24 protein-coding genes and 1 pseudogene are annotated in these 24,220 nt (G+C 73.4%); 18 read left to right on the top strand and 7 right to left on the bottom strand.

All coding sequences use genetic code 11. The annotated features are described in order from the left end of the window. Positions 1 to 112: 112 nt before the first annotated feature. The gene (locus tag AB0K00_RS41565; RefSeq protein ID WP_363533013.1) at positions 113 to 2,230 is read right to left on the bottom strand and encodes an MMPL family transporter; all 2,118 of its coding nucleotides are present in this window, start codon (positions 2,228 to 2,230) and stop codon (positions 113 to 115) included. 144 nt (positions 2,231 to 2,374) lie between these two features. Between AB0K00_RS41565 and AB0K00_RS41570 the strand changes: the two genes are divergently transcribed. Beyond that, positions 2,375 to 3,730, top strand: coding sequence for a sensor domain-containing protein (locus tag AB0K00_RS41570; protein WP_363533016.1), 1,356 nt, complete (start codon positions 2,375 to 2,377; stop codon positions 3,728 to 3,730). Continuing rightward, the gene (locus tag AB0K00_RS41575) at positions 3,682 to 4,326 is read left to right on the top strand and encodes a response regulator transcription factor (protein WP_363533018.1); all 645 of its coding nucleotides are present in this window, start codon (positions 3,682 to 3,684) and stop codon (positions 4,324 to 4,326) included. The genes AB0K00_RS41570 and AB0K00_RS41575 overlap by 49 nt, the downstream gene beginning before the upstream one ends. On the opposite strand, the gene AB0K00_RS41580 is transcribed toward AB0K00_RS41575, so the two are convergent. Further along, the gene (locus AB0K00_RS41580; protein ID WP_363533021.1) at positions 4,307 to 5,212 is read right to left on the bottom strand and encodes an SDR family oxidoreductase; all 906 of its coding nucleotides are present in this window, start codon (positions 5,210 to 5,212) and stop codon (positions 4,307 to 4,309) included. The genes AB0K00_RS41575 and AB0K00_RS41580 overlap by 20 nt on opposite strands. Before the next feature lie 84 nt (positions 5,213 to 5,296). On the opposite strand from AB0K00_RS41580, the gene AB0K00_RS41585 reads away from it, so the two are divergent. Then, complete coding sequence (locus tag AB0K00_RS41585; protein ID WP_363533024.1) at positions 5,297 to 5,863, top strand: TetR family transcriptional regulator; 567 nt, start codon at positions 5,297 to 5,299, stop codon at positions 5,861 to 5,863. Positions 5,864 to 5,917: 54 nt separating this feature from the next. On the opposite strand, the gene AB0K00_RS41590 is transcribed toward AB0K00_RS41585, so the two are convergent. Then, a complete protein-coding gene (locus tag AB0K00_RS41590; RefSeq protein WP_363533027.1) occupies positions 5,918 to 6,766 on the bottom strand; it encodes a LysR family transcriptional regulator in 849 nt (282 codons plus the stop codon). Between the two features lie 80 nt (positions 6,767 to 6,846). Between AB0K00_RS41590 and AB0K00_RS41595 the strand changes: the two genes are divergently transcribed. Then, complete coding sequence (locus AB0K00_RS41595; protein WP_363533030.1) at positions 6,847 to 7,581, top strand: SDR family oxidoreductase; 735 nt, start codon at positions 6,847 to 6,849, stop codon at positions 7,579 to 7,581. A gap of 3 nt (positions 7,582 to 7,584) precedes the next feature. Here the strand turns inward: AB0K00_RS41595 and AB0K00_RS41600 are convergent, their stop codons facing one another. Then, entirely contained in the window at positions 7,585 to 8,496 is a 912-nt protein-coding gene (locus AB0K00_RS41600; protein ID WP_363533033.1) for an NAD-dependent epimerase/dehydratase family protein, read from the bottom strand. A gap of 89 nt (positions 8,497 to 8,585) precedes the next feature. On the opposite strand from AB0K00_RS41600, the gene AB0K00_RS41605 reads away from it, so the two are divergent. The 12 genes and pseudogenes from AB0K00_RS41605 (at position 8,586) to AB0K00_RS41660 (ending at position 16,329) form a co-directional block, all read left to right on the top strand. Beyond that, positions 8,586 to 9,584 carry a hypothetical protein gene (locus AB0K00_RS41605; RefSeq protein WP_363533036.1) on the top strand — a complete coding sequence of 333 codons (999 nt, stop codon included), beginning with the start codon at positions 8,586 to 8,588 and terminating at the stop codon, positions 9,582 to 9,584. 69 nt (positions 9,585 to 9,653) lie between these two features. Then, the gene (locus tag AB0K00_RS41610) at positions 9,654 to 10,727 is read left to right on the top strand and encodes a serine hydrolase domain-containing protein (RefSeq protein ID WP_363533039.1); all 1,074 of its coding nucleotides are present in this window, start codon (positions 9,654 to 9,656) and stop codon (positions 10,725 to 10,727) included. A gap of 197 nt (positions 10,728 to 10,924) precedes the next feature. Then, positions 10,925 to 11,617, top strand: a complete 693-nt coding sequence (locus tag AB0K00_RS41615; RefSeq protein WP_363533041.1) for a hypothetical protein — start codon at positions 10,925 to 10,927, stop codon at positions 11,615 to 11,617. A gap of 5 nt (positions 11,618 to 11,622) precedes the next feature. Next, positions 11,623 to 12,726 (top strand): SRPBCC family protein, encoded by a 1,104-nt coding sequence (locus AB0K00_RS41620; protein WP_363533044.1) that lies wholly within the window; start codon positions 11,623 to 11,625, stop codon positions 12,724 to 12,726. Positions 12,727 to 12,782: 56 nt separating this feature from the next. Further along, entirely contained in the window at positions 12,783 to 13,193 is a 411-nt protein-coding gene (gvpJ, locus tag AB0K00_RS41625) for a gas vesicle protein GvpJ (protein WP_363533047.1), read from the top strand. A 1-nt stretch (position 13,194) separates the two neighbouring features. Beyond that, entirely contained in the window at positions 13,195 to 13,956 is a 762-nt protein-coding gene (locus AB0K00_RS41630; protein WP_363533050.1) for a GvpL/GvpF family gas vesicle protein, read from the top strand. A 2-nt stretch (positions 13,957 to 13,958) separates the two neighbouring features. Next, complete coding sequence (locus tag AB0K00_RS41635) at positions 13,959 to 14,228, top strand: gas vesicle protein GvpG (RefSeq protein ID WP_363533053.1); 270 nt, start codon at positions 13,959 to 13,961, stop codon at positions 14,226 to 14,228. A 10-nt stretch (positions 14,229 to 14,238) separates the two neighbouring features. Then, entirely contained in the window at positions 14,239 to 14,670 is a 432-nt protein-coding gene (gene gvpO / locus AB0K00_RS41640; RefSeq protein ID WP_363533056.1) for a gas vesicle protein GvpO, read from the top strand. Position 14,671: 1 nt separating this feature from the next. Continuing rightward, a pseudogene (gene gvpJ, locus AB0K00_RS41645) lies at positions 14,672 to 14,857 on the top strand (gas vesicle protein GvpJ); the annotation flags it as partial. A 115-nt stretch (positions 14,858 to 14,972) separates the two neighbouring features. After that, positions 14,973 to 15,752 (top strand): GvpL/GvpF family gas vesicle protein, encoded by a 780-nt coding sequence (locus AB0K00_RS41650; RefSeq protein ID WP_363533059.1) that lies wholly within the window; start codon positions 14,973 to 14,975, stop codon positions 15,750 to 15,752. A gap of 50 nt (positions 15,753 to 15,802) precedes the next feature. Next, positions 15,803 to 16,012 (top strand): gas vesicle protein, encoded by a 210-nt coding sequence (locus tag AB0K00_RS41655; protein WP_363533062.1) that lies wholly within the window; start codon positions 15,803 to 15,805, stop codon positions 16,010 to 16,012. After that, positions 16,009 to 16,329: a gas vesicle protein K gene (locus tag AB0K00_RS41660; RefSeq protein ID WP_363533064.1), complete on the top strand. Its 321-nt coding sequence runs from the start codon at positions 16,009 to 16,011 to the stop codon at positions 16,327 to 16,329. Before AB0K00_RS41655 ends, AB0K00_RS41660 begins: the two co-directional genes overlap by 4 nt. 23 nt (positions 16,330 to 16,352) lie before the next feature. On the opposite strand, the gene AB0K00_RS41665 is transcribed toward AB0K00_RS41660, so the two are convergent. Continuing rightward, positions 16,353 to 17,240, bottom strand: coding sequence for an NAD(P)H-binding protein (locus tag AB0K00_RS41665; protein ID WP_363533067.1), 888 nt, complete (start codon positions 17,238 to 17,240; stop codon positions 16,353 to 16,355). Then, positions 17,237 to 18,625 carry an FAD-binding oxidoreductase gene (locus AB0K00_RS41670; protein ID WP_363533070.1) on the bottom strand — a complete coding sequence of 463 codons (1,389 nt, stop codon included), beginning with the start codon at positions 18,623 to 18,625 and terminating at the stop codon, positions 17,237 to 17,239. Before AB0K00_RS41670 ends, AB0K00_RS41665 begins: the two co-directional genes overlap by 4 nt. 79 nt (positions 18,626 to 18,704) lie before the next feature. On the opposite strand from AB0K00_RS41670, the gene AB0K00_RS41675 reads away from it, so the two are divergent. Next, positions 18,705 to 20,429 carry an alpha/beta fold hydrolase gene (locus AB0K00_RS41675; RefSeq protein WP_363533073.1) on the top strand — a complete coding sequence of 575 codons (1,725 nt, stop codon included), beginning with the start codon at positions 18,705 to 18,707 and terminating at the stop codon, positions 20,427 to 20,429. Between the two features lie 134 nt (positions 20,430 to 20,563). Here the strand turns inward: AB0K00_RS41675 and AB0K00_RS41680 are convergent, their stop codons facing one another. Further along, positions 20,564 to 20,890, bottom strand: a complete 327-nt coding sequence (locus AB0K00_RS41680) for a CU044_2847 family protein (RefSeq protein ID WP_363533076.1) — start codon at positions 20,888 to 20,890, stop codon at positions 20,564 to 20,566. A 248-nt stretch (positions 20,891 to 21,138) separates the two neighbouring features. Between AB0K00_RS41680 and AB0K00_RS41685 the strand changes: the two genes are divergently transcribed. Continuing rightward, entirely contained in the window at positions 21,139 to 24,210 is a 3,072-nt protein-coding gene (locus tag AB0K00_RS41685) for a trypsin-like peptidase domain-containing protein (protein ID WP_363533080.1), read from the top strand. Positions 24,211 to 24,220 lie beyond the last annotated feature (10 nt).

Here is a 24,220-nt window from a genome sequence, read left to right on the forward strand (position 1 = left end):
AACCATCTCACCGGGCGCGCCTAATCCCCCGCCTGGGGGACCTGGGCGGCGGGGCGGGGTTTGCTTCACCCCGCGCCGCGCGGCGTCACCCGGCGGAAAACCTGCTGTGCGGTCACCTGACCGTGGCGACCCGTTCCGTTTCCGCGGGGACCTCGGGGTGGGACACGGCGCGCGACAGCCGGCCCGGCCACCACGCGGCCCGTCCGATGTGGACGGCCAGGGCCGGGACCAGCAGGCTGCGCACCAGCAGCGTGTCGACCAGCACCCCGGCGGTCACGATGACGCCGATCTGCATCGACGGCACCATCGGCAGGACGGTCAGCGCCGCGAACGTGGCCGCGAGGACCACCCCCGCGCTGGTGATGACGCCGCCGGTCACGGTCAGCGCGTGCAGCACGCCCTCGCGGTGACCGAGCTGGGCGGCCTCCTCCCGGGCCCTGGTCATCAGGAAGATCGTGTAGTCGACGCCGAGGGCCACGATGAACAGGAACGTCTGCAGCGGCACCGCGCTCCACAGCCGCGGGTGACCCATGGCGTCCAGGAGGAACCCGGCCGCGCCGAGCGCCGCAGCGTAGGACAGCACGACGCTGGCCAGCAGCACCAGCGGCGCGACGAGCGCCCGCAGCAGACCCATCAGGACCACCAGGATGACGGCCAGCACGAGGGGGATGACGACGAGGTTGTCGCGGCTGGTGACCGCGTCGCCGTCGACCTCGAACGCGGTGTCGCCACCGACGAGCGCCTGCGAGTCCGGCACGCCGCGCACCGCGTCGCGGAGGCGTTGCAGCGCCTGCTGGGCGGCGGGGCCGGTCGGTTCGGAGGTGAAGGTGGCCTCGATGCGCACCCACCGCCCGTCCGCGGAGCGTTGCGGCTCGCCGACGGTCGCCACCCCGTCGACCGTGCGGGCCGCGTCGGCGACGGGCGTGGCGGTGCCGGCGGTGGCGATGACGAAGGCCGGGGCGAGGGTGCCGCCGGGGTAGTGCCGCTCGATGAGCCGCTGCCCGGTGACCGTGCCGACCTCCTTGGTGAACGTCTCGTCGCCGGGCAGGCCGACGCTGAGGTTGGTGACGCCGAAGGTGAGCGCGGCGAGGACGGCGGCGGTCGCGAGCCAGACGGTGCGCGGGCGGCTGCCGACGAGGCGGGCGATGCGGGCCCACACCCCGTGGTCGGCGGCGACGTCCTGCCCCTCGATGCCCGGGGTGTACCGGGGGACGAACGGCCAGAACACCCACCGGCCGAACAGCACCAGTACCGCGGGCAGCAGCGTCGTCATCGCGGTGAACGTCGCCACGACAGCGATCGCGCCGACGGGGCCGAGGCCATGCGTGGCGGGCTGGTCGGCGGCGAGCAGGCACAGCAGGCCGATCGCGACGGTCGCCGCCGACGCGCAGATCGCCGGGAACGAGCGGCGCAACGCGATCGCCATCGCCTCGTGCCGGTCCTCGTGGCGGCGCAGTTCTTCACGGTACCGGGCGACGATGAGCAGCGCGTAGTCGACGCCGACGCCGATCGACAGGATCGTCAGGATGTTCTGGCTCTGCAGGTCGACGGCCAGCCCGGTGTGCTTGGCGAGCAGGTAGACGATGCCACCGGCGACCTGGCTCGCGACCGCCGCGGTGAGCAGCGGGATCAGCCACAGCACGGGGCTGCGGTACGTCAGCAGCAGCAGAATGGCGACGGCCGCGACGGTCGCCAGCAGCAGGGTGATGTCGAGCCCGGCGAACGCGTCGTTGAGGTCGTCCTCGGCGCCCGCCGAGCCGGTCAGCGCCGTCCGCAGCCCGTCAGGGGTCTGCGCGGCGAGCCGGTCCTTGACGGGGCCGACGGCCGCCGCCTGCTCGTCGTCGTCGCCGGCGAGCTGGAACGACAGCAGCAGCGCCTTGCCGTCCGCGGCGGGCACCGGCGCCGGGACCGTCCCGCCGGCGGCGTGGGCGGCGAACGCGGCGCGGTCGGCGTCGACCTTCGCCCGGTCGGCGTCGGTGAGCCCTGATTCACGCACGTACACGGCGACCGCGACGAGCGCGTCCGGCTCGGGGAACGCGGCCTCCGCCCGCGCCGCGGCCCGGCTGGCCTCCGCACCGGCGGGCAGCGACCCGAGGCTGTCGTTGTTCTGCACGTCGCTGAGCTTGAGCGCGAGCGGGCCCATCACGGCGGCGATGACAACCCACAGGGCCAGCATCGCCAGTTTGGTACGGCGGCCGGACGGCAGCCCGGACAGTCGGTGCCTGGACATCGCGTGTTCCTCCCTGGAACGGTGATGTGGTCGATGCCTTCGATCCAACGCAACCCGGGCGCAAGGGGCAGGAGTGTCATGTCCCGAACCGTGGTGGTGCTATCACCACCGCCGTGACGGCCCGGCGCGGGTGAGAATGGGTCCGTGGCCCAACCGAATCCGCTCCCGGCGTGGCTGCCGGAGCCCGTGCGTTCAGCGCTGATCCCGGTGCTGACCCCGGCGGTGCGCGCGTGGCTGTCGCGCGGGCTGCTCGCCGGGCTGCGTGGCGTGCTGCTGGCGGTCGGCACGCTGTCGACGAACATCACCCTGTTCGTGCTGTTCGTGGTGTCGGTCGTGCTGAGCGTCGCCGGCGTCGGCATCTTCCTGGTGCCCCTGGCCGCCCTCGGGGTCCGCGCGGTCGCCGACCTCGACCGGCGGCTGCTGTCGCAGTGGACCGGGGTCGCGATCCCGAGCCCGTACCGGGAACGCCCCGAACACCTCGGCATCTGGGGCCTGTACCGGTGGGTGGTCACCGACCCGGCCACCTGGCGTGACCTGGCCTGGCTGGTGCTGTCCATCCAGTTCGTGGGGCCGTTGCTGATCGTGCCCGCCGCCCTGGTCGCCTACGGCGTCGAAGGCATCCTCGGCGTGCCGGTGCTGCTGCACTTCGTGCTCGACTGGTACGGCTACGGCGTCTTCTGGCCCATGGACAACGTCGCCAAGGCGCTGCTGAGCTGGCCGCAGGCCGCCGTGATCCTGCCCGCCGGGCTGACGCTCGCGCCGCACGCCCTGCGCTGGTATGCGCTGTTCACCCGGTGGCTGCTGGCACCGACCCGGGCGGCCGGGCTCGCGCAGCGGGTGGACCGGCTCACCCGTACCAGGACGGAGACCGTCGACGCACAGGCCACCGAGCTGCGGCGGATCGAACGCGACCTGCACGACGGCGCCCAGGCGCGGCTCGTCGCGGTCAGCATGAAGATCGGGCTCGCCGAGGAGCTCATGGCCCGCGACCCGGAGGCGGCGCTGCGGCTGATGGCGCAGGCCCGCGAGCACAGCGGCCTCGCCCTGGCCGAGCTGCGCGACCTGGTCCGCGGCATCCACCCGCCGGTGCTCGCCGAACGCGGCCTCGACGGCGCAGTGCGGGCCCTCGCGCTGACCGTGCCGCTGCCCGTCGACGTCGACATCGACCTGCCCGGCCGGCCCCTGGCGCCGGTGGAGTCCGCGGCGTACTTCGCCGTCGCCGAGGCCGTCACCAACACCGCGAAACACGCGCACGCGACGCACGTGTGGATCCGGTTGGCGTATCAGCAGGACCGCCTGGTCATCGTCGTGCGCGACGACGGCCGCGGCGGCGCCGACCCGGCCGCGGGTGGCGGCCTGCGGGGGATCGAACGACGCCTCGCCGCGTTTGATGGCACCATGTCCGTGGCCAGTCCGCCCGGCGGACCCACCACCGTGACGATGGAGCTGCCGTGCGCGTTGTCATCGCCGAGGACCTCGCCCTCCTCCGGGACGGCCTGATCCACATCCTGCAGGCGTTCGACTTCGAGGTCGTGGCGTCCGTCGACAACGGCCCGGCGCTGCTGCCGGCCCTGCTCGGCCACCGGCCCGACGTGGCCGTCGTCGACGTCCGGCTGCCACCCACGTTCACCGACGAGGGCCTGCAGGCCGCGATCGCCGCCCGCGCCGAGGTCCCCGGCCTGCCGGTCCTGGTGCTGTCCCAGCACGTCGAGCAGCTCTACGCCCGGGAGCTCCTCGCGGCCGGCGTCGGCGGCATCGGCTACCTGCTCAAGGACCGCGTCTCCCACGTCGGCCAGTTCATCGACGCGGTCCGCCGCGTCGCCGACGGCGGCACCGTCATGGACCCCGAGGTCATCGCGCTGCTGCTGGCCCGGCGCCCCGGCGCCGGCCCGCTCGACGCGCTCACCGCCCGCGAACGCGAGGTCCTCGGCCTCATGGCGGAGGGGCGCTCCAACGCCGCGATCGCCGGCCGGCTGTTCGTGTCGGAGAAGGCCGTCAGCAAACACATCAACAGCATCTTCAGCAAGCTCGGCCTGCCCCCGTCCAGCGACGACAACCGCCGCGTGATGGCCGTCCTCACCTACCTGGATCAGTGACGCCGAAGTAGTGGCCGGCGTCGAGGTCGGCGATGAGACCCGGCCGCGTGGGCTGCCAGCCGAGCAGGTCCCGGGTCACTGAGCTGGACGCGCGGCCGTCCGTACCGAAGAACCGCCCCATCCACCCGAAGTGCTCCGCGGCCTTGTCGGCGGGGACGGAGACGACCGGCAGGTCCAGCCCGCGCCCGATCGCCTCGGCTATCGCCCGCGTCGGCACGCCCTCCTCGGCGGTGGCGTGCAGCGCCGCACCGGCCGGCGCTCCGTCCACGGCGAGCCGCACCAGGCCCGCGGCGTCGAGGCGGTGCACCGCCGACCACTGGTTGTCGCCGTCGCCGATGTACGCCGAGCAGCCCCGCTCCCGTGCGATGCCGACCAGGACGGCGACGAAGCCGTGGTCGCCGGCGCCGTGGACGGTGGGTGCGAAGCGCACCGACGACACCCGGACCCCGCGCTCGGCGAACGCCATCGCCGCCTGGACGCCGGCGATCCGCGGGTGCAGGGCCGGGTCGGGCAGGTCCGCCTCGGTCGCGACCCGCCCGGACGTGAGCCCGAGCACCCCGGAGGCGACCACGAACGGCCGGCCGGTGCCCTCCAGCTGCTCGCCGAGCGCGGTGACCGCGGCCAGCTCGGTGCGCGCCGCCGCCTCCATGCGGGTGAAGTCATGGCTGTATCCGAGATGGACCACGCCGTCGGCCTCGGCCGCGCCACCGCGCAGGCTGTCGAGGTCGTCCAGGTCGCCGCGCCGCACGTCGGCGCCGAGCGCGGCGACCCGCGCCGCGGCCGCGTCGGACCGGGCCAGGCCGAGCACCTGATGCCCGGCGTCGAGCAGTTCGGGGACGACGGCGGAGCCGATCCAGCCGGATGCCCCGGTGACGAAGATGCGCATGCGGTACTCCCACAGTTGATGTCACTTGATGACATGGCGACGGTACCAGATGATGTCACGAAGTGACATGACTAGACTCGTGCCGTGGTGCGGTGGGAGGCAGACGCGGGCGGCCGGCTCCGCGAGGCGGCGATGCAGCTCTACGTCGAGCGCGGCTTCGAGCAGACGACCGTGGCCGAGATCGCCGCCCGGGCCGGGCTCACCGCCAGGACGTTCTTCCGCCACTTCGCTGACAAGCGCGAGGTGCTCTTCGCCGGCTCGGCCGACCTGGAGGCACACCTGGTGCAGGCCCTCGAGGCGGCCCCGCACCCCGCCACCCCGATGCAGGCCGTCGCGGCCGCCCTGGACGCCGCCGCCACCGCGCTCGGGCAGCACCACGAGCGGTCCCGGCTGCGCCAGTCGGTCATCAACGCCAACCCGGACCTGCGCGAACGCGAACTCATCAAGCTGGCGTCCCTGGGCGCCGCGCTCAGCGACGCCCTGCGCCGCCGCGGCGTCCCCGACCCGGACGCGAGCCTGGCCGCCGAGGCGGGCATCGTCGTGCTGCGGATCGCGTTCGAACGCTGGCTCAGCGACCCGCCCGGCCCCGACCTGTCAGCCCACATGCACGCCGCCCTCGACCGCCTGAAGACCGTCACCACCGACGACTGACCGCCCGGCGTGTCGACGCCTGACGGGCGGGTTGCACCGAGAACGCGTTCGGCGCTACAGGCGGGTGGCGGCGCGGACCAGGCCGGCGAGGGCGCGGGAGCGGCTGTGCGGCGGCCAGGCGATCACCGTCGTCACCGGCGGCGCGTCCAGGACCGGCACGGCGGTGAGGTCGCGGCGCAGGTGGGTGCGGCACGAGTCCGGCAGGATCGCCGTCGCCCGGCGCAGCGCGATCAGCTGGAACAGCTGCACGTTGTCGCGGACCTCCGGGCCCGGGCCCTCCGGGTAGGTGCCGTCGCGGCACGGCCAGCGGGGCAGCGGCAGGTCCGGCAGCGCGGCGACGTCGGCGGTCAGCAGGCTGGTCCGGGTGGTCAGCGGGTGCCCGGACGGCAGGACCGCGACCTGTCCCTCCGTGGACAGCTCCTCGACGTCGAACCCGGACGTCGAGTCGAACGGCCGGTGCAGCAGCGCCACGTCGGCGCGCCCGTCGCGCAGCAGTGGTTCCTGCTCGCCGATGCCGCACAGCACGACGTCGACGGTGACCGCGCCGGGTTCCGCGGCGTACGCATCGAGCAGCTTCGCCAGCAGCTCGCTGGACGCGCCGGCCTTGGTGACGAGGACCAGCCCGGGCTCGCCGGTCGCGGCGAGGGCGGCGCGGCGGGTCCGGCGGTCGGCGGCGTCGACCGCGTCGAGGGCGGCGCGGCCCTCCCGCAGCAGCACCGACCCTGCCTCCGTCAGCGTCACCGAGCGGCTGGTGCGGGCCAGCAGCTCGACCCCGAGCCGCCGCTCCAGCTGGCGGATCGCCCGCGACAGCGGCGGCTGCGCGATGCCGAGCCGTTTCGCGGCCCGCCCGAAGTGCAGCTCCTCGGCGACCGCGACGAAATACCGCAGCTCCCGCGTCTCCATGCCCGAAACGATACCCGGCGGGTATCGCCGGCCACCCAGACGGTGTTGGTCCGCCCGGGGGCCGCGGACAGGATCGGGGCATGAGCGAATCGAAGATCGCGCTGGTGACCGGCGCGAACAAGGGGATCGGATACGAGATCGCGGCCGGCCTGGGCGCCCTCGGCTGGAGCGTCGGCGTCGGCGCCCGCGACGAGCAGCGCCGGGAGGCGGCCGTGGAGAAGCTGCGGGCCGCCGGCGTCGACGCGTTCGGCGTGCCGCTGGACGTCACCGACGACGCGAGCGTGAGCGCCGCCGCCCAGCAGATCGAGCGGTACGCGGGACGCCTCGACGCACTCGTCAACAACGCCGGCGTGACCGGTGGCATGCCGCAGTCGCCCACCACCGTCGGCATCGACACCATGCGCACGGCGGTGGAGACCAACGTCTTCGGCGTCATCCGGGTCACCAACGCGCTGCTGCCGCTCCTGCGCCGCGCCCCGTCGCCGCGGATCGTGAACATGTCCAGCGGCGTCGGCTCCCTCGCCCGGCAGACCGACCCGTCCGCGTCGGAGGGCACGGTCGGCCCGCTGTCCGCCGCCTACTCGCCGTCCAAGACGTTCCTCAACGCCGTCACCGTCCAGTACGCCAAGGAACTGCGCGGCACGAACATCCTGATCAACGCGGCCTGCCCCGGTTACGTCGCGACCGACCTCAACGGCTTCCGCGGCTACCGCACCCCGGAGCAGGGCGCGGCCGTGGCGATCCGGCTCGCGACCCTGCCCGACGACGGCCCGACCGGCTCGTTCTTCGAGGACGCCGGGGTGGTGCCCTGGTAGCGCTCAGCCCTGGGCGAACGTCTCGCTGACCGCGGCGCCGAGGGGACGGCCGGTGGTCGGCTCGATGAACAGCTCGGCCAGCAGCAGGTCCGCGATGTGGCTCGGGTTGACCCCCGACTCCTTGCGCCCGAGGGCCTGCAGCGCACCGCCGAGCCGCGTCGAGGCGCGCACCGCGGCGGCGGGCATCCGGCGTACCCGCCGGGTCCGCCCGACCGCCGCCGCGATGCGCGCCAGCATCTCGTCCCACGTGAGGTTCTCGTCGGCGACGGGGATGTCCTCGCCGCTGGCGCTGTCGAGCGCGTCGACCGCGACCATGGCCACGCTGCGCGCCGACACCGCCGCCGACCCGCCGATCGGCGCGAGCAGCGGCGACCGCGACCTCGCCCACCGGTCCAGCGGCCCGGCCCAGTTCGGCAACCGGTCACCGGCCCGCCCGAACACGAACGGCAACTCGAGCACGGCGACCGGCAGCCCGGCACCGGCCGCCGTGCGTGCCTCCTGCGCCTGTTCGACCCGGCAGCGGATGTACGTGTGCCGCTCCGTGAGCCGCAGCTTCGGGTGCAGCCGGTCGTAGTACGTGTAGTAGGAACCCATGACGACCCCGCGGGTCAACCCTTCGAGGCGGGCCGCCGTGAACAGCCGCACCACCGGCTCGACCAGGTCGTCCCGGAACACCGGGTAGATCGGCTTGCGCAGCGCCTGCTGCTCGTCGGTGCGGGCGGCGTACACCACCCCGTCATGCCCGGCGAGCAACTGTCGCAACCCGTCGACGTCGGCCTTCTCCAGGTCGAGCAGGTGATCGATGCCCGGCTGGGCGGTCCGCGCCGTCGCGGTCGCCTCATGCCCCCGCTCCCGCAGCACCTCGACGACGTGCGCCCCGATCAGACCACTGCCACCCACCACAAGAATTCTCACGCCGCATCGTCCACATTGGAACCACCCCTTTGTCAAGGCACGATTCAACCGGCCACGGCGGCGGCGACGGGACCGCCTAGGATCAGCCGATGTCTGTGCGCCGGGTGCTGCGGTGGTTGCGACGCCTGGTCGCGGTCGTTGTCAGCCTGTGCGCGCTGGTCGGGGCGGTCCGGCTGGTCGTGCCCGCGACGGCGGGCCCGACCGGTGAGCCTCCCGGGGTCCGGCGGCAGCTGGCGTTCCTGCGGGCGGCGCTGGACGACGGTGCCGCCGACGCGGCGCAGGAGCTGTACCCGGAGGGGTACTTCTTCCTGCCCGCGTTGTACGGGTTGACCTGGGTGGAGCTCGGCCAGCGGGCACCGGCGGGCGACCGGGCCACGGCGCTGCGGGAGGCGCGGTGGGCGTGGCAGCACCTGGACTCGCCGGCCGGGCGCGCCCCGTTCAGTGCGGACCTGTCCCCGCCGTACGGCGTCTTCTACCGGGGGTGGAGCAACTGGCTGCTCGGCGGGCTGCTGAGCCTGCAACCGGTGGGGCAGCGCGATCCCGGCGAGCTGGACCGGTTCGCCGCCGACTCGGGCGCGCTCGGCCGGGCCTTCGACGAATCCGCGTCGCCATACCTGACGGCGTACCCGGGCCAGGCGTGGCCGGTGGACTCGACGGTTGCGGTGGCGTCGCTGCGGCTGCACGAGACGCTGTTGCCGCCGGCGTTCACCGGGACCGTGCGGCGGTGGCTCGGTGGGGTACGCGAGCGGCTCGACCCACGCACGGGGCTGCTGCCGCACCGCGTCGATCCGGAGACCGGCGCACCCGTGGAAGTGGCCAGGGGCCTGCTGCCGATCGGTGACGCGTTTCTGGCCTGGTCGAAGACCGCCCGGCCATGGGTCGCCGCGACCCCGTCGGTGCCGCCGGCGGGAATCCGGTGGTGGTGGCGGATGCCCCTGCTGTCGCTGCTCGTGCTCCTCGGGGCCGTGGCGTGGTTGCCCGCAACCGTGCGCCGTCACAGGCGCCGGCCGGCCGCGGTCGGTGGCGCGGGTGGGCCGGCGACGGTCGGGCCGGGCGTGACCGTCGAGCCGACCGGTCGCAAGGACTGACTGTTCCCACCGTCCCTGTGACGACGCTGACGTGGTCTGGGCTGCGCGCACCGGACCAGAATGACGGGCATGACTGAAGCACGGGGGCACGTTGCTGCAGGGTTCGAGGCGGTCCGCGAGGAGTTCGCCGCCTTCCTCGCCGACGAGCCGGCCGGGACCGGTTCCCAACTCGCGGTCTACCACCACGGTGTGCAGGTCGTCGACCTCTGGGGCGACGACACCGACGGCGACGCGCTGACCGGCGTCTACTCCGTGACCAAGGGCGCCGCGCACCTCGTCGCCGCGCTGCTGGCTCAGGAGGGCGTGCTGGACCTGGACGCGCAGGCGCGGAGCCTGCCGTTCCCGCTCACCGTGCGCGAACTGCTCGGGCACCGCTCCGGGCTGATCGGCGTCGACGGAGGCTTCACCATCGCCGAGGCGGCGGACGACGAGGTCGTCGCGGCCCGGCTCGCCGGCCAGAGGCCGTTCTGGGAGCCGGGCACCGCCTACGGGTATCACGCCGTGACGATGGGGGCGCTGCTGGACGCGGAGCTGCGCGTGGTCACCGGCCGGTCGGTGCGGCAGTGGTACGCGGAGCGGCTGCGGGAGCCGTACGGGCTCGAACTGTGGCTGGGGCTGCCCGAGGCGCTGGAGCCACGGTTCCGCCCGCTCCTGCCGGCGCTGGGACCGGGGTTCACGCCGGACCCGGCGTCGCTGCTGGCGATCGCGTTCAACACCTCGTTCGACCTGCTCGACTTCGGCAACAGCCGGCAGGTCCGCGCGCTCGGCCAGGCGTCCGCGGGCGGGGTCGGCAACGCCCGCGGCGTCGCCAGGATGTATGCGGCGGCCATCGGCCCCCTCGACGGGCGGCCGGCGCTGCTGCGCGAAGACACGATCACGCAGTTCGCCACGCCGTACTCGCTCGGCGTGGACCTGGTCACCGATCAGGCCGAGCATTTCGCGCTCGGCTTCGAGAACCTGCCGGCCGACCATCCGTATCTCGGGCGGCGCAGCATCGGGCACACCGGCGCGACCGGCTCGCTCGGCTGGGCCGACGCGGACGCCGGGGTGGCGTATGGCTATGTGCGGCGCCGGTTCGGTTATCCAGGCCCGGAGAACCAGCGCCTCGGCGCGGCCGTCCTCGCCGCCGCGGCAGCGTCCTGAAGGACGCAGAACCGTCCTGAAATAGGGATGTGGCTTCCGCCGGAGATCTGTTTCGTGGCTGGCACGCCGGGTAGGCGAGCGACTCCCGAGGAAGTTCTGTCCTGCCACGGATGCGGTCCACAACCCCACCGGCGACAGTGCTGTTCGGTTGCCGGACGGGCGCCTGGGCGCGATGGTCGTGGCGGAAGCGAGGAATCATGAACTGCAGAACACAGGTCATTGTCGCTGCCGGGATCGGTTACCTGCTGGGACGGCAGCGCAAGTTGCGCTGGGGGCTGACGTTGGCGGCTGCGGCCGCGGCCGGCCGGATCAGCGGGCCGGGCGACATTCTGCAACGCGGCGTGAAGGCATTGGCGTCGTCGCCCGGGCTGGGCGGGCTCACCGGCCTCGGTGCCCCGCTGGTCGCGGCAGGAAAGGACGCCGCCAAGGCCGCAGTCACCGGCCAGATCGACTCGGTGACCGGCCGGCTGCGCGACCGGGCCGAGGGACTGCGCCGCCCCGGAGGCAGGCGGAAGGAACCGGACGAGCAGCCCGACGAGGAGCCCGACGAGCGCCGGCGCAGGCCCCCGGCGACGCGGCGCGACGACGAGCGCCCGCCGGAACGGCCCCGCCGCAGGCCCCGCGCGGCCCGCGAGGAGCGCGACGACGTGTACGAGGAGGAGGCGGAGCCCTCCCGCCGCCGGCCGCCGGCTGCGGAGCGCGACGACGAGGATCGTGACGAGAGGCGCGACGTGTCGGCGCGCGACGAGGCAGACGACGAGGCAGACGACGAGCCGGACGACGAGGAGTACGACGAGCCGCCGGAGGAGGAAGCCGCATCGCTGTCAGGCGTGGGGCGGTCCCGTCCGGACGTCGGGTCGCGCTCGCCCGTCCACCGGCGAGGGAGGTAGCCGCCATGACCACGCACGCGCAGGATCGCGCCACCGGCATCGGAGGGAAGCTGGCCCAGCTCCTCCGCGAGGGCGTCGGTGGCCTTGCCAGTGCCGCCGGTGAGCGGGTGTCGGCCACGGTGGGCAAGAAGGTCGGCTCGGTGACGGAGCGGCTGACGCAGTACACCGAGGGCGGCGGCAGCCCGGGCCTCAAGGCGGCGGCGACCGGCGCGAAGAAGATGGCCGAGGGCGATTCGCCGGCGAAGGCGATGGCCGGCGGCGGGTTCGCCGGCATCAAGGAGAAGGTGAAGGGGCTCTTCGGCAAGGGCGGCGGCAAAGGCGCGGACAAGAACTTCAACCGCAAGGTCACCAACATCGTGGAGACGATCGACGTCGGCGTCCCGATCCGCGTCGCCTACAACCAGTGGACGCAGTTCGAGGACTTCCCGAGCTTCACGAAGAAGGTCGAGAGCGTCAAACGCGAAAGTGACGAGAAGAGCAGCTGGAAGGCGCAGGTCTGGTGGTCGCACCGCAGCTGGGAGGCGACCATCGTCCAGCAGGTGCCGGACTCCTGCATCATATGGCGTTCCAAGGGGCAGAAGGGCCGCGTCGACGGCACGGTGACGTTCCACGAGCTGGCTCCCGAGCTGACCCGCATCCTGGTCGTCCTCGAGTACCACCCACAGGGCCTGTTCGAGCAGACCGGCAATCTGTGGCGGGCGCAAGGACGCCGGGCCCGGCTGGAGATCAAGCATTTCCGCCGGCACGTCATGACCCGCACGATCCTGAAGCCGGACGAGGTCGAGGGTTGGCGCGGTGAGATCCGCGACGGCGAGGTCGTCAAGGACCACGAGACGGCCCTTGAAGAAGAGGAGCAGGCGCAACACCGCGACGAGCCGGCCGAGGACGCCGGTGACGACAACGGTGACGAGACGCCGGACGAGGCGGACGAACCAGAGCCCGACGAGGAAGACGAGGAAGCGGAACCGGACGCGGAAGCGGAACCAGAGCCGGACGCAGAAGCGGAGCCCGACGACAAGCCGCAGCGAGACCGGCGGCCGCCGGCGCGACCGCGGCAGGCGTCGCAACGGACGAACCGGCCCGCGGGGCGGGCACGCGAAGACGCGTAGCCGGCCAGCCGGCCAACCGGCCGGCGGCGGCTCGGTAGCAAGCGAGGGGTGAGGCCATGACCACGGCTGTGCAGCAGGCAGGCGGCGCGGTCGACCGTCCGTCGTCGAGTTCGCTCGCCGACGTCGTCGACACGATCCTCGACAAGGGGCTGGTGATCGACGCGTACGTGCGGGTCTCGCTGGTCGGCATCGAACTGCTGACCATCGACGCGCGGATCGTGGTGGCGAGCGTCGACACATACCTGCGGTTCGCGGAGGCGGTGAACCGGCTGGACATCTCGCAGGAAAAGGCGGGCCTGCCCGAACTCGTGGGCGACGTGGAACAGGGCGGCGCCAAGCACAAGACGAAGGGCGCCGTCCAGGGCGTACTGGAGGCCGCCGGGGACACCGTGCAGGACCTGGTCGGCGACCGCCGGGAACCCGAACGGGTCCCCCGCCGCCGGCACCGGGACGAGGAGGTGGACTGAGATGGCGACCGCGACCGCCGGGGTCTACATGTTCGGCATCGTGCCGGCCGATGTGGACCTGGACCCCGAGGCCCGTGGCATCGGCGACGATCCCGCGCCGGTGCAGCTCGTGCGCCACGGCGACATCGCCGCGATGGTGAGCGAGATCAACGTCGACCGTCCGCTCGGCAGGCCGCAGGACCTGCTGGCCCATGAGCGGCTCCTGGACGCCACGGTGGCCGAGGTACCGGTGCTCCCGATCCGGTTCGGCGCGATCCTGACCGGCACGGACGCGGTCGTCGACGAACTGCTGGCACCCAACCACGACGAGCTGCTGGCCGCGCTGCGGGATCTCGACGGCAAGGCGCAGTACGTCGTGAAGAGCCGCTACGTCGAAGCGGCGGTGCTCGGCGAGATCCTTGCCGAACAGCCGGAGGCGGGACGCCTGCGCGAGGCGATCCGCGGCACGTCGCCGGACGCGACCCGCGCCGAACGCGTCCGGCTCGGCGAGCTCATCACCCGTGGCATCGAGGCGAAGCGGGAGGCGGACATCCGCAAGCTGGTTGCGGTGTGCGAGCCGTTCAGCGACGCGATGGACGTGCGCGAGCCGGCGCACGAGCTCGACGCCGCGAACGTGGCCGTGCTCGCGGAAACCGCCAGGGAGAAGGAGTTCGTGCGGGCGCTGGACGACCTGGCAGAGGAGTGGGACGGCCGGGTCACGATCCGTCTCCTGGGTCCGCTGGCGCCGTACGACTTCGTCACGGACCTCAGACCGGAGGCGTAGCCGTGGGCCTGATCAGCGGAATCCTGACCCTGCCGCTCGCGCCGGTGCGCGTGGTGTTCTGGCTCGGCGACGTGCTGCGCGAGCAGGCCGAGCACCAGCTGTACGACCCGGGCGTGATCCGGCGTCAGCTCGAGGACCTGGAGGACGCCCGCGCTGCGGGCCGGGTCGGCGAGGAGGAGGCCGACCGCCAGGAGCAGGAGCTGCTCGACCGGCTGTTCCGGTCGCCGACCGCCGCGAGCCGACCGGCGCCGGGTGCGGATGGAGGCGGTTGAGGTGCCGGCCGTGCGCAGAGCCCACCACCCACGTTCCGACCAGGCGTACGACGACGAGGCCTATGAGCGCCTGGCCGACCGCCTGGAGGAACGCGGGGACGAACCCAGGGACGAACGGGGGGACGAACGGGGGGACGAACGCAGGGAACAACGCAGGGACCAACGTAGACGGGAAACGCTGCCGCCGGTCGACATCGCCAAGACCGCCATGCGGCGGGTCACCGAACTCACCGGCCGGCAACCGTCGGGGGTCACGCGACTGGAGCCGGCCGACGACGGCTGGGCGGTCGAGGCCGAGGTCGTCGAGGACCGCCGGATCCCGTCGTCCGGCGACATCCTGGCCGTCTACCGGATCGGGCTGCGGCCGGACGGGTCACTGGTGTCGCTGCGCCGGGTCCGGCGGTACCCGCGCGGCAAGGCCGACAGCGGCGAGGTGACATGACATGAGCATCACGCGACAGTCGTCCCTGCCCCAGAGCTCCGCCGGCCACGAGCCGGCGAACCTCGGCGACATCCTCGAACGGGTGCTCGACCGGGGCATCGTGATCGTCGGCGACATCCGGGTGAGCCTGCTCGACATCGAACTGCTCACGATCAAGCTGCGGCTGGTGATCGCGTCCGTCGACACGGCCCGGCAGATGGGCATCGACTGGTGGGAGCACGACCCGTGGCTGTCGTCGTCCGCGCGGGCGGAGCTGCCGCAGGGTGCCCACCCGGATGGGCGCGAGCTGGAGACCGGCGAGCATGGCTGATCCCCCCGGCGTGTGGCTGCACGCCGTGACCCGCGACCCGCCTCCGGCCGGCCTTGCCGGACTCACCGGCGTGGGCGGTCAGCCGGTGCGCGCCGTCGAGGCCGCCGGCCTGGTCGCCGTCGTGAGCTCCGTGGACCTCGACGAGTTCGGCGCGGAGCCGATGCGGCACAACCTTGAGGACCTGGCCTGGCTGGAGTCGGTGGCGCGGGCGCATCACGCCGTCGTCGACGCCGCCGGCCGCCATGGGAGCGCCGTCCCGGCCCAGCTGGGCACGGTGTACCGGGACGACTCGCGGGTGCGGACCGTGCTGAGCGAGCGACGCGACGACTTCACCGCGGTGCTGCACCGGGTCGCCGGGCGCGATGAGTGGGGCGTCAAGGCGTTCGCCGCCGATGCGGCACCGCTGCCCGAGCCGGCGGGGCAGCCGGTCGGCGGTGGCCCCGGAGCGGCGTACCTGCGCCGGCGGCGCGCCGAGCTCGGCGCCGCCGAACGGCAACGGCAGGCCGCGCTGGACAGCGCCGAGGAGGTGCACGCGGCGCTCACCGAACACGCCGAGCGGGCCCGCCGGCACCCGCCGCAGGACCGCAGCCTCTCCGGCCGGCGGGACGTGATGGTGCTCAACGGCGCGTATCTGGTCGGCGCGGCGGACGCGGACCAGTTCGCCGCCGCCGTCGCGGCGCTGACCGGCCGGCTTCCCGCGCTCCGCCTGCAGCTGACGGGGCCGTGGCCGCCGTACTCGTTCGTCGCCGTGGACGAGGAGCCGCCGCCATGACACCCAGGAGCACCATGACACCCGGGAACACCGTGACATCCAGGGACACCGTGACATCCAGGGACACCGCGATGCCGGTGTCCGCGGCGGTCGCGCCCGACCGGCTGGCCCTGGTCGACCTCCTCGACCGGGTGCTCGCGACCGGTGTCGTCATCAGCGGCGAGGTGACGCTGTCGATCGCCGACGTCGACCTGGTGACCATCTCACTGCGGGCGCTGGTGTCCTCGGTGGGCACCCTCAGCGAGGACGCTCCGCCATGAGCACCCCCGAGGACCGCACGGGACCGGCGCCGCCGGCCAGGCCCAGGCAACGGATCGAGGTCGACCGGGACAAGCTCGAACGCGGCTTCGCCGGCCTCGTCCTCACGATCGTCGAGCTGTTGCGCCAGTTGATGGAACGGCAGGCGCTGCGCAGGGTCGACGTGGGCGACCTCACCGACGAGCAGATCGAGCAGATCGGCATCACGCTGATGGCGCTCGAGGACCAGATGGCCGAGTTGTGCGAGCACTTCGGCGTGTCCCCCGAGGACCTCAACATCGACCTCGGCCCGCTCGGCCCGCTGCTGCCCCGCCGCTGAAGCGCTGCCCCGCCGGCGGTGCGTTACCCCGGCTGGCCGGTCGGCACCGCCGCAGGGGTGAACGCGGCGGCGAAGTCGCGGGCGAAGCCGGTGATGTCGCGGGCCGGATGGCCCGTGATCCGCTCGACGTCGTCGGTGGCGGACTCGAAGCCGCCGGCACGGATGACACCGAAGACACCGGCCAGGTGGATGGCGAGCCAGTCCGGCAGGCCCGCACCCTCGAAGCGCGGCCGCGCCTCCTCCTCGGTGAGGTCGACCGAGCGGACCGGATGACCGGTCGCGTCCGCGAGCGCCGCCGCGACATCCGCGAACGTGATCGGCGCCGGGCCCGTGAGCTCGTACGTGCGCCCCGCGTGCCCCTCGCCGAGCAGCGTGACCGCCGCGACCGCGGCCACGTCGCGGATGTCGATCATCGCGATCCGGCGGCCGGCGGTTGGCCCGTGCAGCATGCCGGTGTGCGCGACGCCGCCGGCGACCATGAGCAGGTTGGCCATGAAGAACGCGGGCCGCAGCAGCACCGAAGGGACCTCCGAGCGGCGCAGGTGCGCGTCGATCTCGCCGTGCCAGCGGAAGACGTGCAGCGGCGACGCGGGGTCGGCGTGCATCGCGGAGAGCCGCACGATCCGCTCGACACCCACCTCGGTGGCGGCGTCGATCACCGCGGTCTCGTGCACGACCTTGCGCGGGCCGTCCGCGGCGCTGACGTACACGCGGTCGACCCCGATCAGCGCGCGCCGCAGCGACGCCGGATCGTCGAAGTCGCCCAGGGCGAGCTCGACGTCGCCGAGTTTCGCCGCGGCCGCCCGCGGGTCACGGACGAAGGCTCGCACCTGCGCCCCGCGGCCCCGCAGTTCATGGACGACGTTGGCGCCGACGGTACCGGTGGCGCCGGTGACAAGGATGCGGCTCATGGGGTTGCCTTTCGATCGGGTGCCGGTGGGATGTTGTGACCGAGGTGGAAGACGTTGGCGGGGTCCCAGGCGCGTTTGACGGCGGCCAGGCGGGCGTAGTTGTCGGCGGTGAACGCGGTGCGGGTCTTCGTGTGGTCCGTCAGCAGCGTGAGGAAGGAACCGCCGGTCGCGTGCTGGCGCAGCCGGCCGACCAGGCGGTCGAGGGTCGCGTCGGCGGCGGAACGGTCGGGGGACAGGTACGGGGCGACGGCCATGACCGAGAACGGCACGTCGCGGTGGCCGGCGGGACCGGCATCCGGGCCGGGCTCGGCCATCGCGCCGCCCCAGTGCCGCACCTCGACGAACGCGAGCGGGGAGTCCGCGGCGCCGGCCTCGACGACGGCGTGCAGCACGTCGTCCGGGAGGGCGCGGAACAGCTCGATCTCCTGCCGGTTGGCCATCGGTGGCGCGTCCGGGCCGTTCGTGGCGTCGCTGGCGGCCGGGAACGGGCGCATCCCGAACGCGTCGACCAGCGGCGGGCCGGCGGCCGCGAGGAGCGGGGCGAGGACCCGGTCGCCGTCGTCGCCGTGGTGGAACGCCCGGATCGCCAGGACCCGCCGGCCCCGCAGCGGCTCGGGGATCAGCGGCGACGGTGGCAGGCGGATCAGCAGGACCGCCGTGTTCATGGCCGCGGGCTCGTCGAGGGCCCAGTCCCGGTAGGCGGCGAGCGTGTCGAACGCGCGCTCCAGCGGGTAGAAGGACATGCCGGAGTACACGCGCGGCACCTGGTGCAGCCGGAACTCCAGCGACGTGACGACGCCGAAGTTGCCGCCGCCGCCGCGCAACGCCCAGAACAGGTCGGGGTGCTGCCGTGCGGTCGCGGTCAGCGCGACCCCGTCCGCGGTCACGACGTCCGCGCTCACGACGCTGTCGGCGGCGAACCCGAAGGTCCGCGACAGCCATGACTGCCCGCCGCCGAGGGTGTACCCGGTCACCCCCACCGTGCTGCAGCGGCCCGCGAGCCCGGCGAGGCCGAACCGGGCGGCGGCGCGGTTCACGTCCGCCCATACCGCGCCCGGGCCGACGCGGGCGACCCGGCGATGCGGGTCGATCTCGACGCTGTTCAGCGCGGTCGTCTTGAGCAGCAGCGCGCCGTCGGCGGGGACGACGGCGCCGTGGCCGGTCGCCTGCACCGCGAGCGGCAGGTCGTGCTCCCGGGCGGCCAGCACCGCCGTCCGCACGTCGGCGGCGGTCGCGGCGGCCGCGACGAGCGCCGGATGGGACTCGAACGTCCGATGCCAACCGAGCCGGTGCTCGTCGTACCCGGCGTCGCCCGGCCGGAAGAGCGCGCCGCTGAACCGGCGCTCCAGACCCGCGCCGGCGAGCCCGATGTCGTACTTCGTCATGCGGCCGAAGCTATGCGGCACGCCGCCGGGGACGGATGTGGTGTGGATGTGGTCCGGCTGTGGTCCTACGCTGGGCACCGTGATCGTGCGGGTGCTGGGGACGGCGGGCGTCCACGTCCCGACCGGTTCGACGCCCCGGCTGGAGCGTAAGGCACGTGAGCTGCTGAGCGTCCTGACTGTCCGCGCCCCGGCCGCGGTCACCCTCGACGAGCTCGCCCGGCTGCTCTGGGACGACCCGCCGCCCTCGGCGGTCAAGACGCTGCGCGCCCACCTGTCCCGCATCCGGGCCGCGCTCCAGGCCGCCGGCCCCGGCGCCGACGTCGAGCGGGTCGGCCGCGACGGGTACCGGCTGGCGCTCGCGCCCTCGTCCGCGCAGTCCGACGTCGGGCTCGTCGCCGCCGCGCGGATCCGGGCCCGCCTCCTGCTCGCCGACGGCCGCCCGGATGGCGCCGCCGCCGTGCTGGCCGAGGCCCGCGCACTGTGGCGCGGCGAGCCCGAGCTGCCGGACACGGTCGCGGCGGCGGCGCTGCGGCAGGGCTGGCGCCAGGAGCGGCGGCTCCTCGTGCAGGAGCACCTCGGCTGCCTCGCGGCCGGCGCCGACCCCGGCTCGGCCCTCGGCGAGCTGGAGCAGCTCACCGCCGCCGACCCCCTCGATGAGCCGATGTGGGTGCACTATGTGCACGCCCTGCACCGGGCCGGCCGGCAGACCGAGGCGCTGCGGGCTGTCGCCGCCGCCCGCGCCGCGCTCGTCGAGGTCGGCCTGGATCCGTCGCCCGCACTGCGCGACGCCCAGGCCGCCGTGCTGCGCCCGTCCCCGTCGCCTGCCGCTGTTCCGCCCGTCCCCGCCGCACCCGCTTTCGCCGCACCCGCGACTGCCGCGCTTGTCCCCGCTGCGCCTGTCCCCGCTTCGTCCGCGCCCGCCGCGCCCGTCGGCTCCCCGTCCGGTGCTCTGGCGGTGACCGCTGTGACGGTGCGGTATGCCACCGGCGACGACGGCTCGACCGCCTACACCCGGCTGTCCGACCGCGGACCCGACCTCGTCCTGCTCAACCCGGCGATGCTCACCATCGACGGCCTCCTCGACAACCCGCACCCCCGCGCGGCGCTGGCCGCCCTCGCCGAACACGCCGCCGTCGTCTGCCTCGACCGGCGCGGCATCGGCCTGTCCGACCCCCTCGACCCGAGCCGGCCGCCGCTGGAGCAGTGGGTGGCCGACGTACGCCGGGTCCTCGACGCCCTCGCGATCGGCAGGGCCGACCTGTTCGCCAACTTCGACACCGGGCTCATCGCGATCGAGTTCGCCGCCCGCCACCCCGAGCGCGTGCGTTCGCTGGTGCTGGCGCAGTGCTTCCCGCGGTACACCCGCGGCGCCGGCTACCCGTTCGGGCTGGACCCCGGCACGACCGAGACACTGATCCGCGACACCGTCTCGCCCGCCGACCCGGCGCAGGCCGTGGACTCCGTCGCGCAGGCCGCCCCGAGCCGCGCCGCCGACGAGGACTTCCGGCAGTGGTGGAACCGCATCGGCCGGCGCGCCGCCAGCCCCGCGGTCGCCACCGCCATCCGCGCCGTCGCCACCGGCACCGACCTGCGGCACCGCCTGAGCGCCGTGACCGCGCCGACCCTCGTGCTGCACCGCCGCAACTGCCTCAACGTCGACGCCGGCCACGCCTCGCACCTGGCCGCGAACCTGCCGGACGCGCACCTGCGGACCGTGCCCGGCACCGATGCGCTGTGGTTCACCGACTCAGGTGACCTGCTGCGCCACGCCATCGACTTCCTCACCGCCCCAGCGGCCCGATGAACGTGTGCCGGGGCGTCCGCCGCCGCCATCCTCACGCATTCGAACGCATTTCCGGCGGCGCCGAGCGGAAATCATCGAGCATCTATATAGAATGCGGCGGGCGGCTACCCGCGGAACGCGGGTGACACAGTCTGCTACTGGGCCACGTCGTAGCTGATCAGGATGCGCATGGTGGCTTCCCCGGAGGCTTCGGCAACGAACACGCTGCCCTTGCCCGAGAACTTCAGGCCGAATTCCACCTCCACGCGGGAAGGGTGCCGGGAGCTTTGGGCCAGCTGATCGATGGTCGCGGCAACGGAGGTGGCGATCTCCGTGATCGCGGTGCGGGCGTGTTCGTAGGAGTCCGCCACCGCCCGCGCCGCGTCCCCGACGCGTGAGGTGGGCTCACTGCCGGCCACCTGGGACGTCTCCACCAGAACCTCGACGTCGCCGAACCGAATCGGCATCACTCGACCAGCCATGCCGAACACAATCGCACACCGGATTCACGGTCGCCATCATTCGGAGCCGGCCGGCAACCTGAACGCCCGGCCGTACATCGGTCGACAACTGGGCACAGGTCGATGGATCACTGCCACTGACCCGCACCTGCTGGCATGATGACGGCTATGCGCGGTCGCTCGGCTCCAATGCGGATCGGTGTCGGGAAATCGCTCGAACGGCGCGGCCGACGCCTGCGGGGGCGGGTCGGCGACGCGCAGCCGGCGACATGAGCGACATGCCTGCGCTGGATCATCTGGGCCGGATCGTCGACGCCGGCGGCGCCTCCGTGGGGACCTGCTTCCAGGTCGGCAGCGGCGTGCTGGTCACCGCCTGGCATGTGCTGTGTGACCTGGACGCCGAGACCCTCGGCGCCACGGTCGGGGTCGGGCGGTTGACCGGCGGCCTGACGGTGCCGGCCACCGTCGTGCGGGTCGATCCGATCAACGATCTTGCCGTACTGCGGTGCGAGCTGCCCCTCGCCGCCTCGGTCGACGGCCTCCGGGAGACCGGCAGCGTCGGCACCGGCACGGACGTCGTCGTCTCGGGTGTGGCCGAGGTGGACGACCCGGACCATGAGGTCAGATACCTCGAACGCGTGTCAGGGCAGTGGGGAGGCCAACTGGCGCGTGACGGCACCGTGCTGGGCCATCTGAAAAGCCGGGACGTGGTGCCGGGCATGAGTGGCGCCCCGGTGACCCTGCCCGGGGGCACGCAGGTGGTCGGGGTGGTGTCGGCCAGGTACAACAGCACGACTGGATGGCTGCGCGATTCGGTGTGGATTGCTCGCACCGAGGACCTGGTGCCCCTGCTGGCCGGCGTGCTTGACCGTGCCCGCCCACTGGCCGAACGCCTGCCGCCCGGTGTGACGGAACTGCTGTACAGGATGCGGGAGACGCTCAACGAGCTGCCGTACGCACCCGCTGGGTACGGCAGGATCCCGCTCCTGGAGGTCTACGTCAGCCAGTCCGTGGCCGAGCCGGCGGCGCAGCGGCGGCCCCGGCTGGAGGAGTTCGATGACCTCGAGCAGCTGCAGCTCGAACGCGAGCAGTCGCAGGTCGAGAAGGAGCGGCTGGCGCTGCTGGTCCAGCCATTCGACGAGGTGTTCGGCCAGCACCAACACCTGGTCGTGCAGGGCGACGGCGGTATGGGCAAGACGACGCTGGTCAACCGCCTGGTGCTCCGCCTCGTCGACGCCGTGCTCGATGACGGTGCCGATGGCGGCGCCGACGGCCGTGGCATGGGCGATGCAACACTGGAGCTCACCATCCCGGTGCTCCTGCCCGCCAGGACACTGGCCGCGCAACCCGAGAGCACCTGGCCGGCCATGCTGCGCACGGCCGTGCAGAGCGAATACGGCCCGTTCGACAGCGACCTGCCCGAGGCGATCTTCGCGGCGCCGGTGGCCGGGTGCCGCTGGCGCATCGTGGTGGACGCCCTGGACGAGATCCCCGACCCGGCCAGCCGCCAACGGCTCCTGGTGACGCTCGCGGCGAAGATGGTCGGCACCGGCGGACCATCCCACTTCCTCGTCACCAGCAGGCCGCTGCACCCGGGGGAGATCGCCAGGGTGCAGAAGCCCGGCGTCGGCTGCTACGACCTGCAGCGCTTCGACGAGGACGCGCTGGCGGCGTTCGCCAAAGCATGGCTGGGCGACACGGCCGCCGCGGGGCGGTTCCTCACCGCGGTGCGCCTGGCCAGGCTGGAGGACATCCTGCAAGTACCGCTGCTGGCCACGGTGGCGGTGCAGGTGTACCTCGCGTCGCCGGACCGGCAGCTGCCGCCCAGCCATTACCAGCTCTACCAGCGCTACATCACGCTGTCCGTCGCGCGCCGCGAGGAGTACGCCCAGCAGGTGCTGGCCCAGCTGCCGGCCACGGCCGACGGGAACCGGCTGCGGGACTGGCTCGCCGGGCACCGGTGGGAGCTGCTGGAACACCTGGCCAAGGCATACACCACCAGTGAACGGCAGCTGCTTCCGGCCGCAGAGCAGTACCTGCGCGGCGGCGTCCCCCACCTGGACGAACTGCCGGCGAACTGGGAGACGGTGCTGGTGCACTGGCTGGCCCAGACCGGCATCGTCAACCCCGGGCGCCGGCAGCTGCGGTTCACCCACCTCATCTTCGCCGAGCATCTCGCGGCGACCGCTGACGCGCGGGCCTTGCCACCGTTCTTCGACGCCGACCGGCCGGAGTTCGCCGAGCTGCTCACGTCCGGCCGGCTCGGTGTCGAGGGGGCCATCCGGACCCTGCTGTACTACCTGCACCTGCACGAGCACGATCCCTCGACCCTCGACCGGCTCCAGCAGGGTGCCCGGGAGGACCGCCGGCTGGCCGGTCAGCTCGTCGCCAAGGGCGCACCCTGCACCGACGACCAGCTCAAGGCACATGTCGAACAGATCGAGGACGACGCGCTGGCCAGCGGTCTGCTCGATCCGGACGCGGTGTCCGCGCTCATCAGCTCCCCATGGGTGCGCTCGCGGCTGATGGGGCTGTTGACGGGCCCCACCGTCGCGCTGGACAGCAGGATCGGTCTGATCGACCTGCTGCACGAGCACAGCGCGGAAGCCAAGCGTTTCGGCACCACCCTGCTGCGGCAGGAGGTGCCCTCGGCGTTTCCGTTCTCCGTGCGCCGCCGCGGCGCCATGGTGCTGTCCCGGCTCGGCGCCGAGCAGCGCGACCTGGCCGCCAAGGTGCTGCACGAACTGACGTCCAACGCCGCCGCGGACGATGACGACCGGCTGCAGGCCGCGGAGGACCTGGCCAGGCTCGGCACCCGGCACCGCGACCTGGCCGTGGCGGCGCTGCACGCGCTTGCCGGAGACGCCATGGTCGCCGCCCACAAGCGACGGGGCGCCGCCTATGCCCTCGTCAAGTTCGGTGGCGCAGCGCGGGACAGCGCCGCGGCCGCCCTGCACGCCCTGGCCGCCGACCCCAACTCGGACGCCGACGAGCGCCGGCAGGCTGCCGAGGACCTCGCGCGGCTCGGTGGCGCCCACCGGCAGCAGGGCACCCGGGACCTGATCGCCGTAGCGGCGGACCCTGCCGTCGGCGCCGGCGACCGGGCCATGACACTCGCGGCACTCGCCGCCTTCGACCCGACCGGCCAGGACCGGGCGGCTGAGGAGCTGCACGAGTTTGCGGCCGACCGACGGCCGACGCCTTCGAGCGGTGCGATGCGGCCGAGGCCCTCACCCGACTGGGCGCCGGACACCGCGACCAGGCCGCCGCCGACCTGCTCACCATCGCCGCCGACCCGCTCGTCGACATCCAGGCCAGGCTCCAGGCGATCACGAGCCTGACCAAGCTCGG

It is taken from the genome of Dactylosporangium sp. NPDC049525, from assembly GCF_040676755.1.
GTDB lineage: Bacteria > Actinomycetota > Actinomycetes > Mycobacteriales > Micromonosporaceae > Dactylosporangium.

What these genes read in the sequence shown, in the direction of transcription:
- AB0K00_RS41565 (WP_363533013.1), bottom strand. Translation starts at nt 2,230, where the DNA reads ATGTCCAGGCACCGACTGTCCGGGCTGCCGTCCGGCCGCCGTACCAAA.
- AB0K00_RS41580 (WP_363533021.1), bottom strand. Translation starts at nt 5,212, where the DNA reads ATGCGCATCTTCGTCACCGGGGCATCCGGCTGGATCGGCTCCGCCGTC.
- AB0K00_RS41590 (WP_363533027.1), bottom strand. Translation starts at nt 6,766, where the DNA reads ATGGAGACGCGGGAGCTGCGGTATTTCGTCGCGGTCGCCGAGGAGCTG.
- AB0K00_RS41595 (WP_363533030.1), top strand. Translation starts at nt 6,847, where the DNA reads ATGAGCGAATCGAAGATCGCGCTGGTGACCGGCGCGAACAAGGGGATC.
- AB0K00_RS41605 (WP_363533036.1), top strand. Translation starts at nt 8,586, where the DNA reads ATGTCTGTGCGCCGGGTGCTGCGGTGGTTGCGACGCCTGGTCGCGGTC.
- AB0K00_RS41610 (WP_363533039.1), top strand. Translation starts at nt 9,654, where the DNA reads ATGACTGAAGCACGGGGGCACGTTGCTGCAGGGTTCGAGGCGGTCCGC.
- AB0K00_RS41615 (WP_363533041.1), top strand. Translation starts at nt 10,925, where the DNA reads ATGAACTGCAGAACACAGGTCATTGTCGCTGCCGGGATCGGTTACCTG.
- AB0K00_RS41620 (WP_363533044.1), top strand. Translation starts at nt 11,623, where the DNA reads ATGACCACGCACGCGCAGGATCGCGCCACCGGCATCGGAGGGAAGCTG.
- gvpJ (WP_363533047.1), top strand. Translation starts at nt 12,783, where the DNA reads ATGACCACGGCTGTGCAGCAGGCAGGCGGCGCGGTCGACCGTCCGTCG.
- AB0K00_RS41630 (WP_363533050.1), top strand. Translation starts at nt 13,195, where the DNA reads ATGGCGACCGCGACCGCCGGGGTCTACATGTTCGGCATCGTGCCGGCC.
- AB0K00_RS41650 (WP_363533059.1), top strand. Translation starts at nt 14,973, where the DNA reads ATGGCTGATCCCCCCGGCGTGTGGCTGCACGCCGTGACCCGCGACCCG.
- AB0K00_RS41660 (WP_363533064.1), top strand. Translation starts at nt 16,009, where the DNA reads ATGAGCACCCCCGAGGACCGCACGGGACCGGCGCCGCCGGCCAGGCCC.
- AB0K00_RS41665 (WP_363533067.1), bottom strand. Translation starts at nt 17,240, where the DNA reads ATGAGCCGCATCCTTGTCACCGGCGCCACCGGTACCGTCGGCGCCAAC.
- AB0K00_RS41670 (WP_363533070.1), bottom strand. Translation starts at nt 18,625, where the DNA reads ATGACGAAGTACGACATCGGGCTCGCCGGCGCGGGTCTGGAGCGCCGG.
- AB0K00_RS41680 (WP_363533076.1), bottom strand. Translation starts at nt 20,890, where the DNA reads ATGGCTGGTCGAGTGATGCCGATTCGGTTCGGCGACGTCGAGGTTCTG.
- AB0K00_RS41685 (WP_363533080.1), top strand. Translation starts at nt 21,139, where the DNA reads ATGAGCGACATGCCTGCGCTGGATCATCTGGGCCGGATCGTCGACGCC.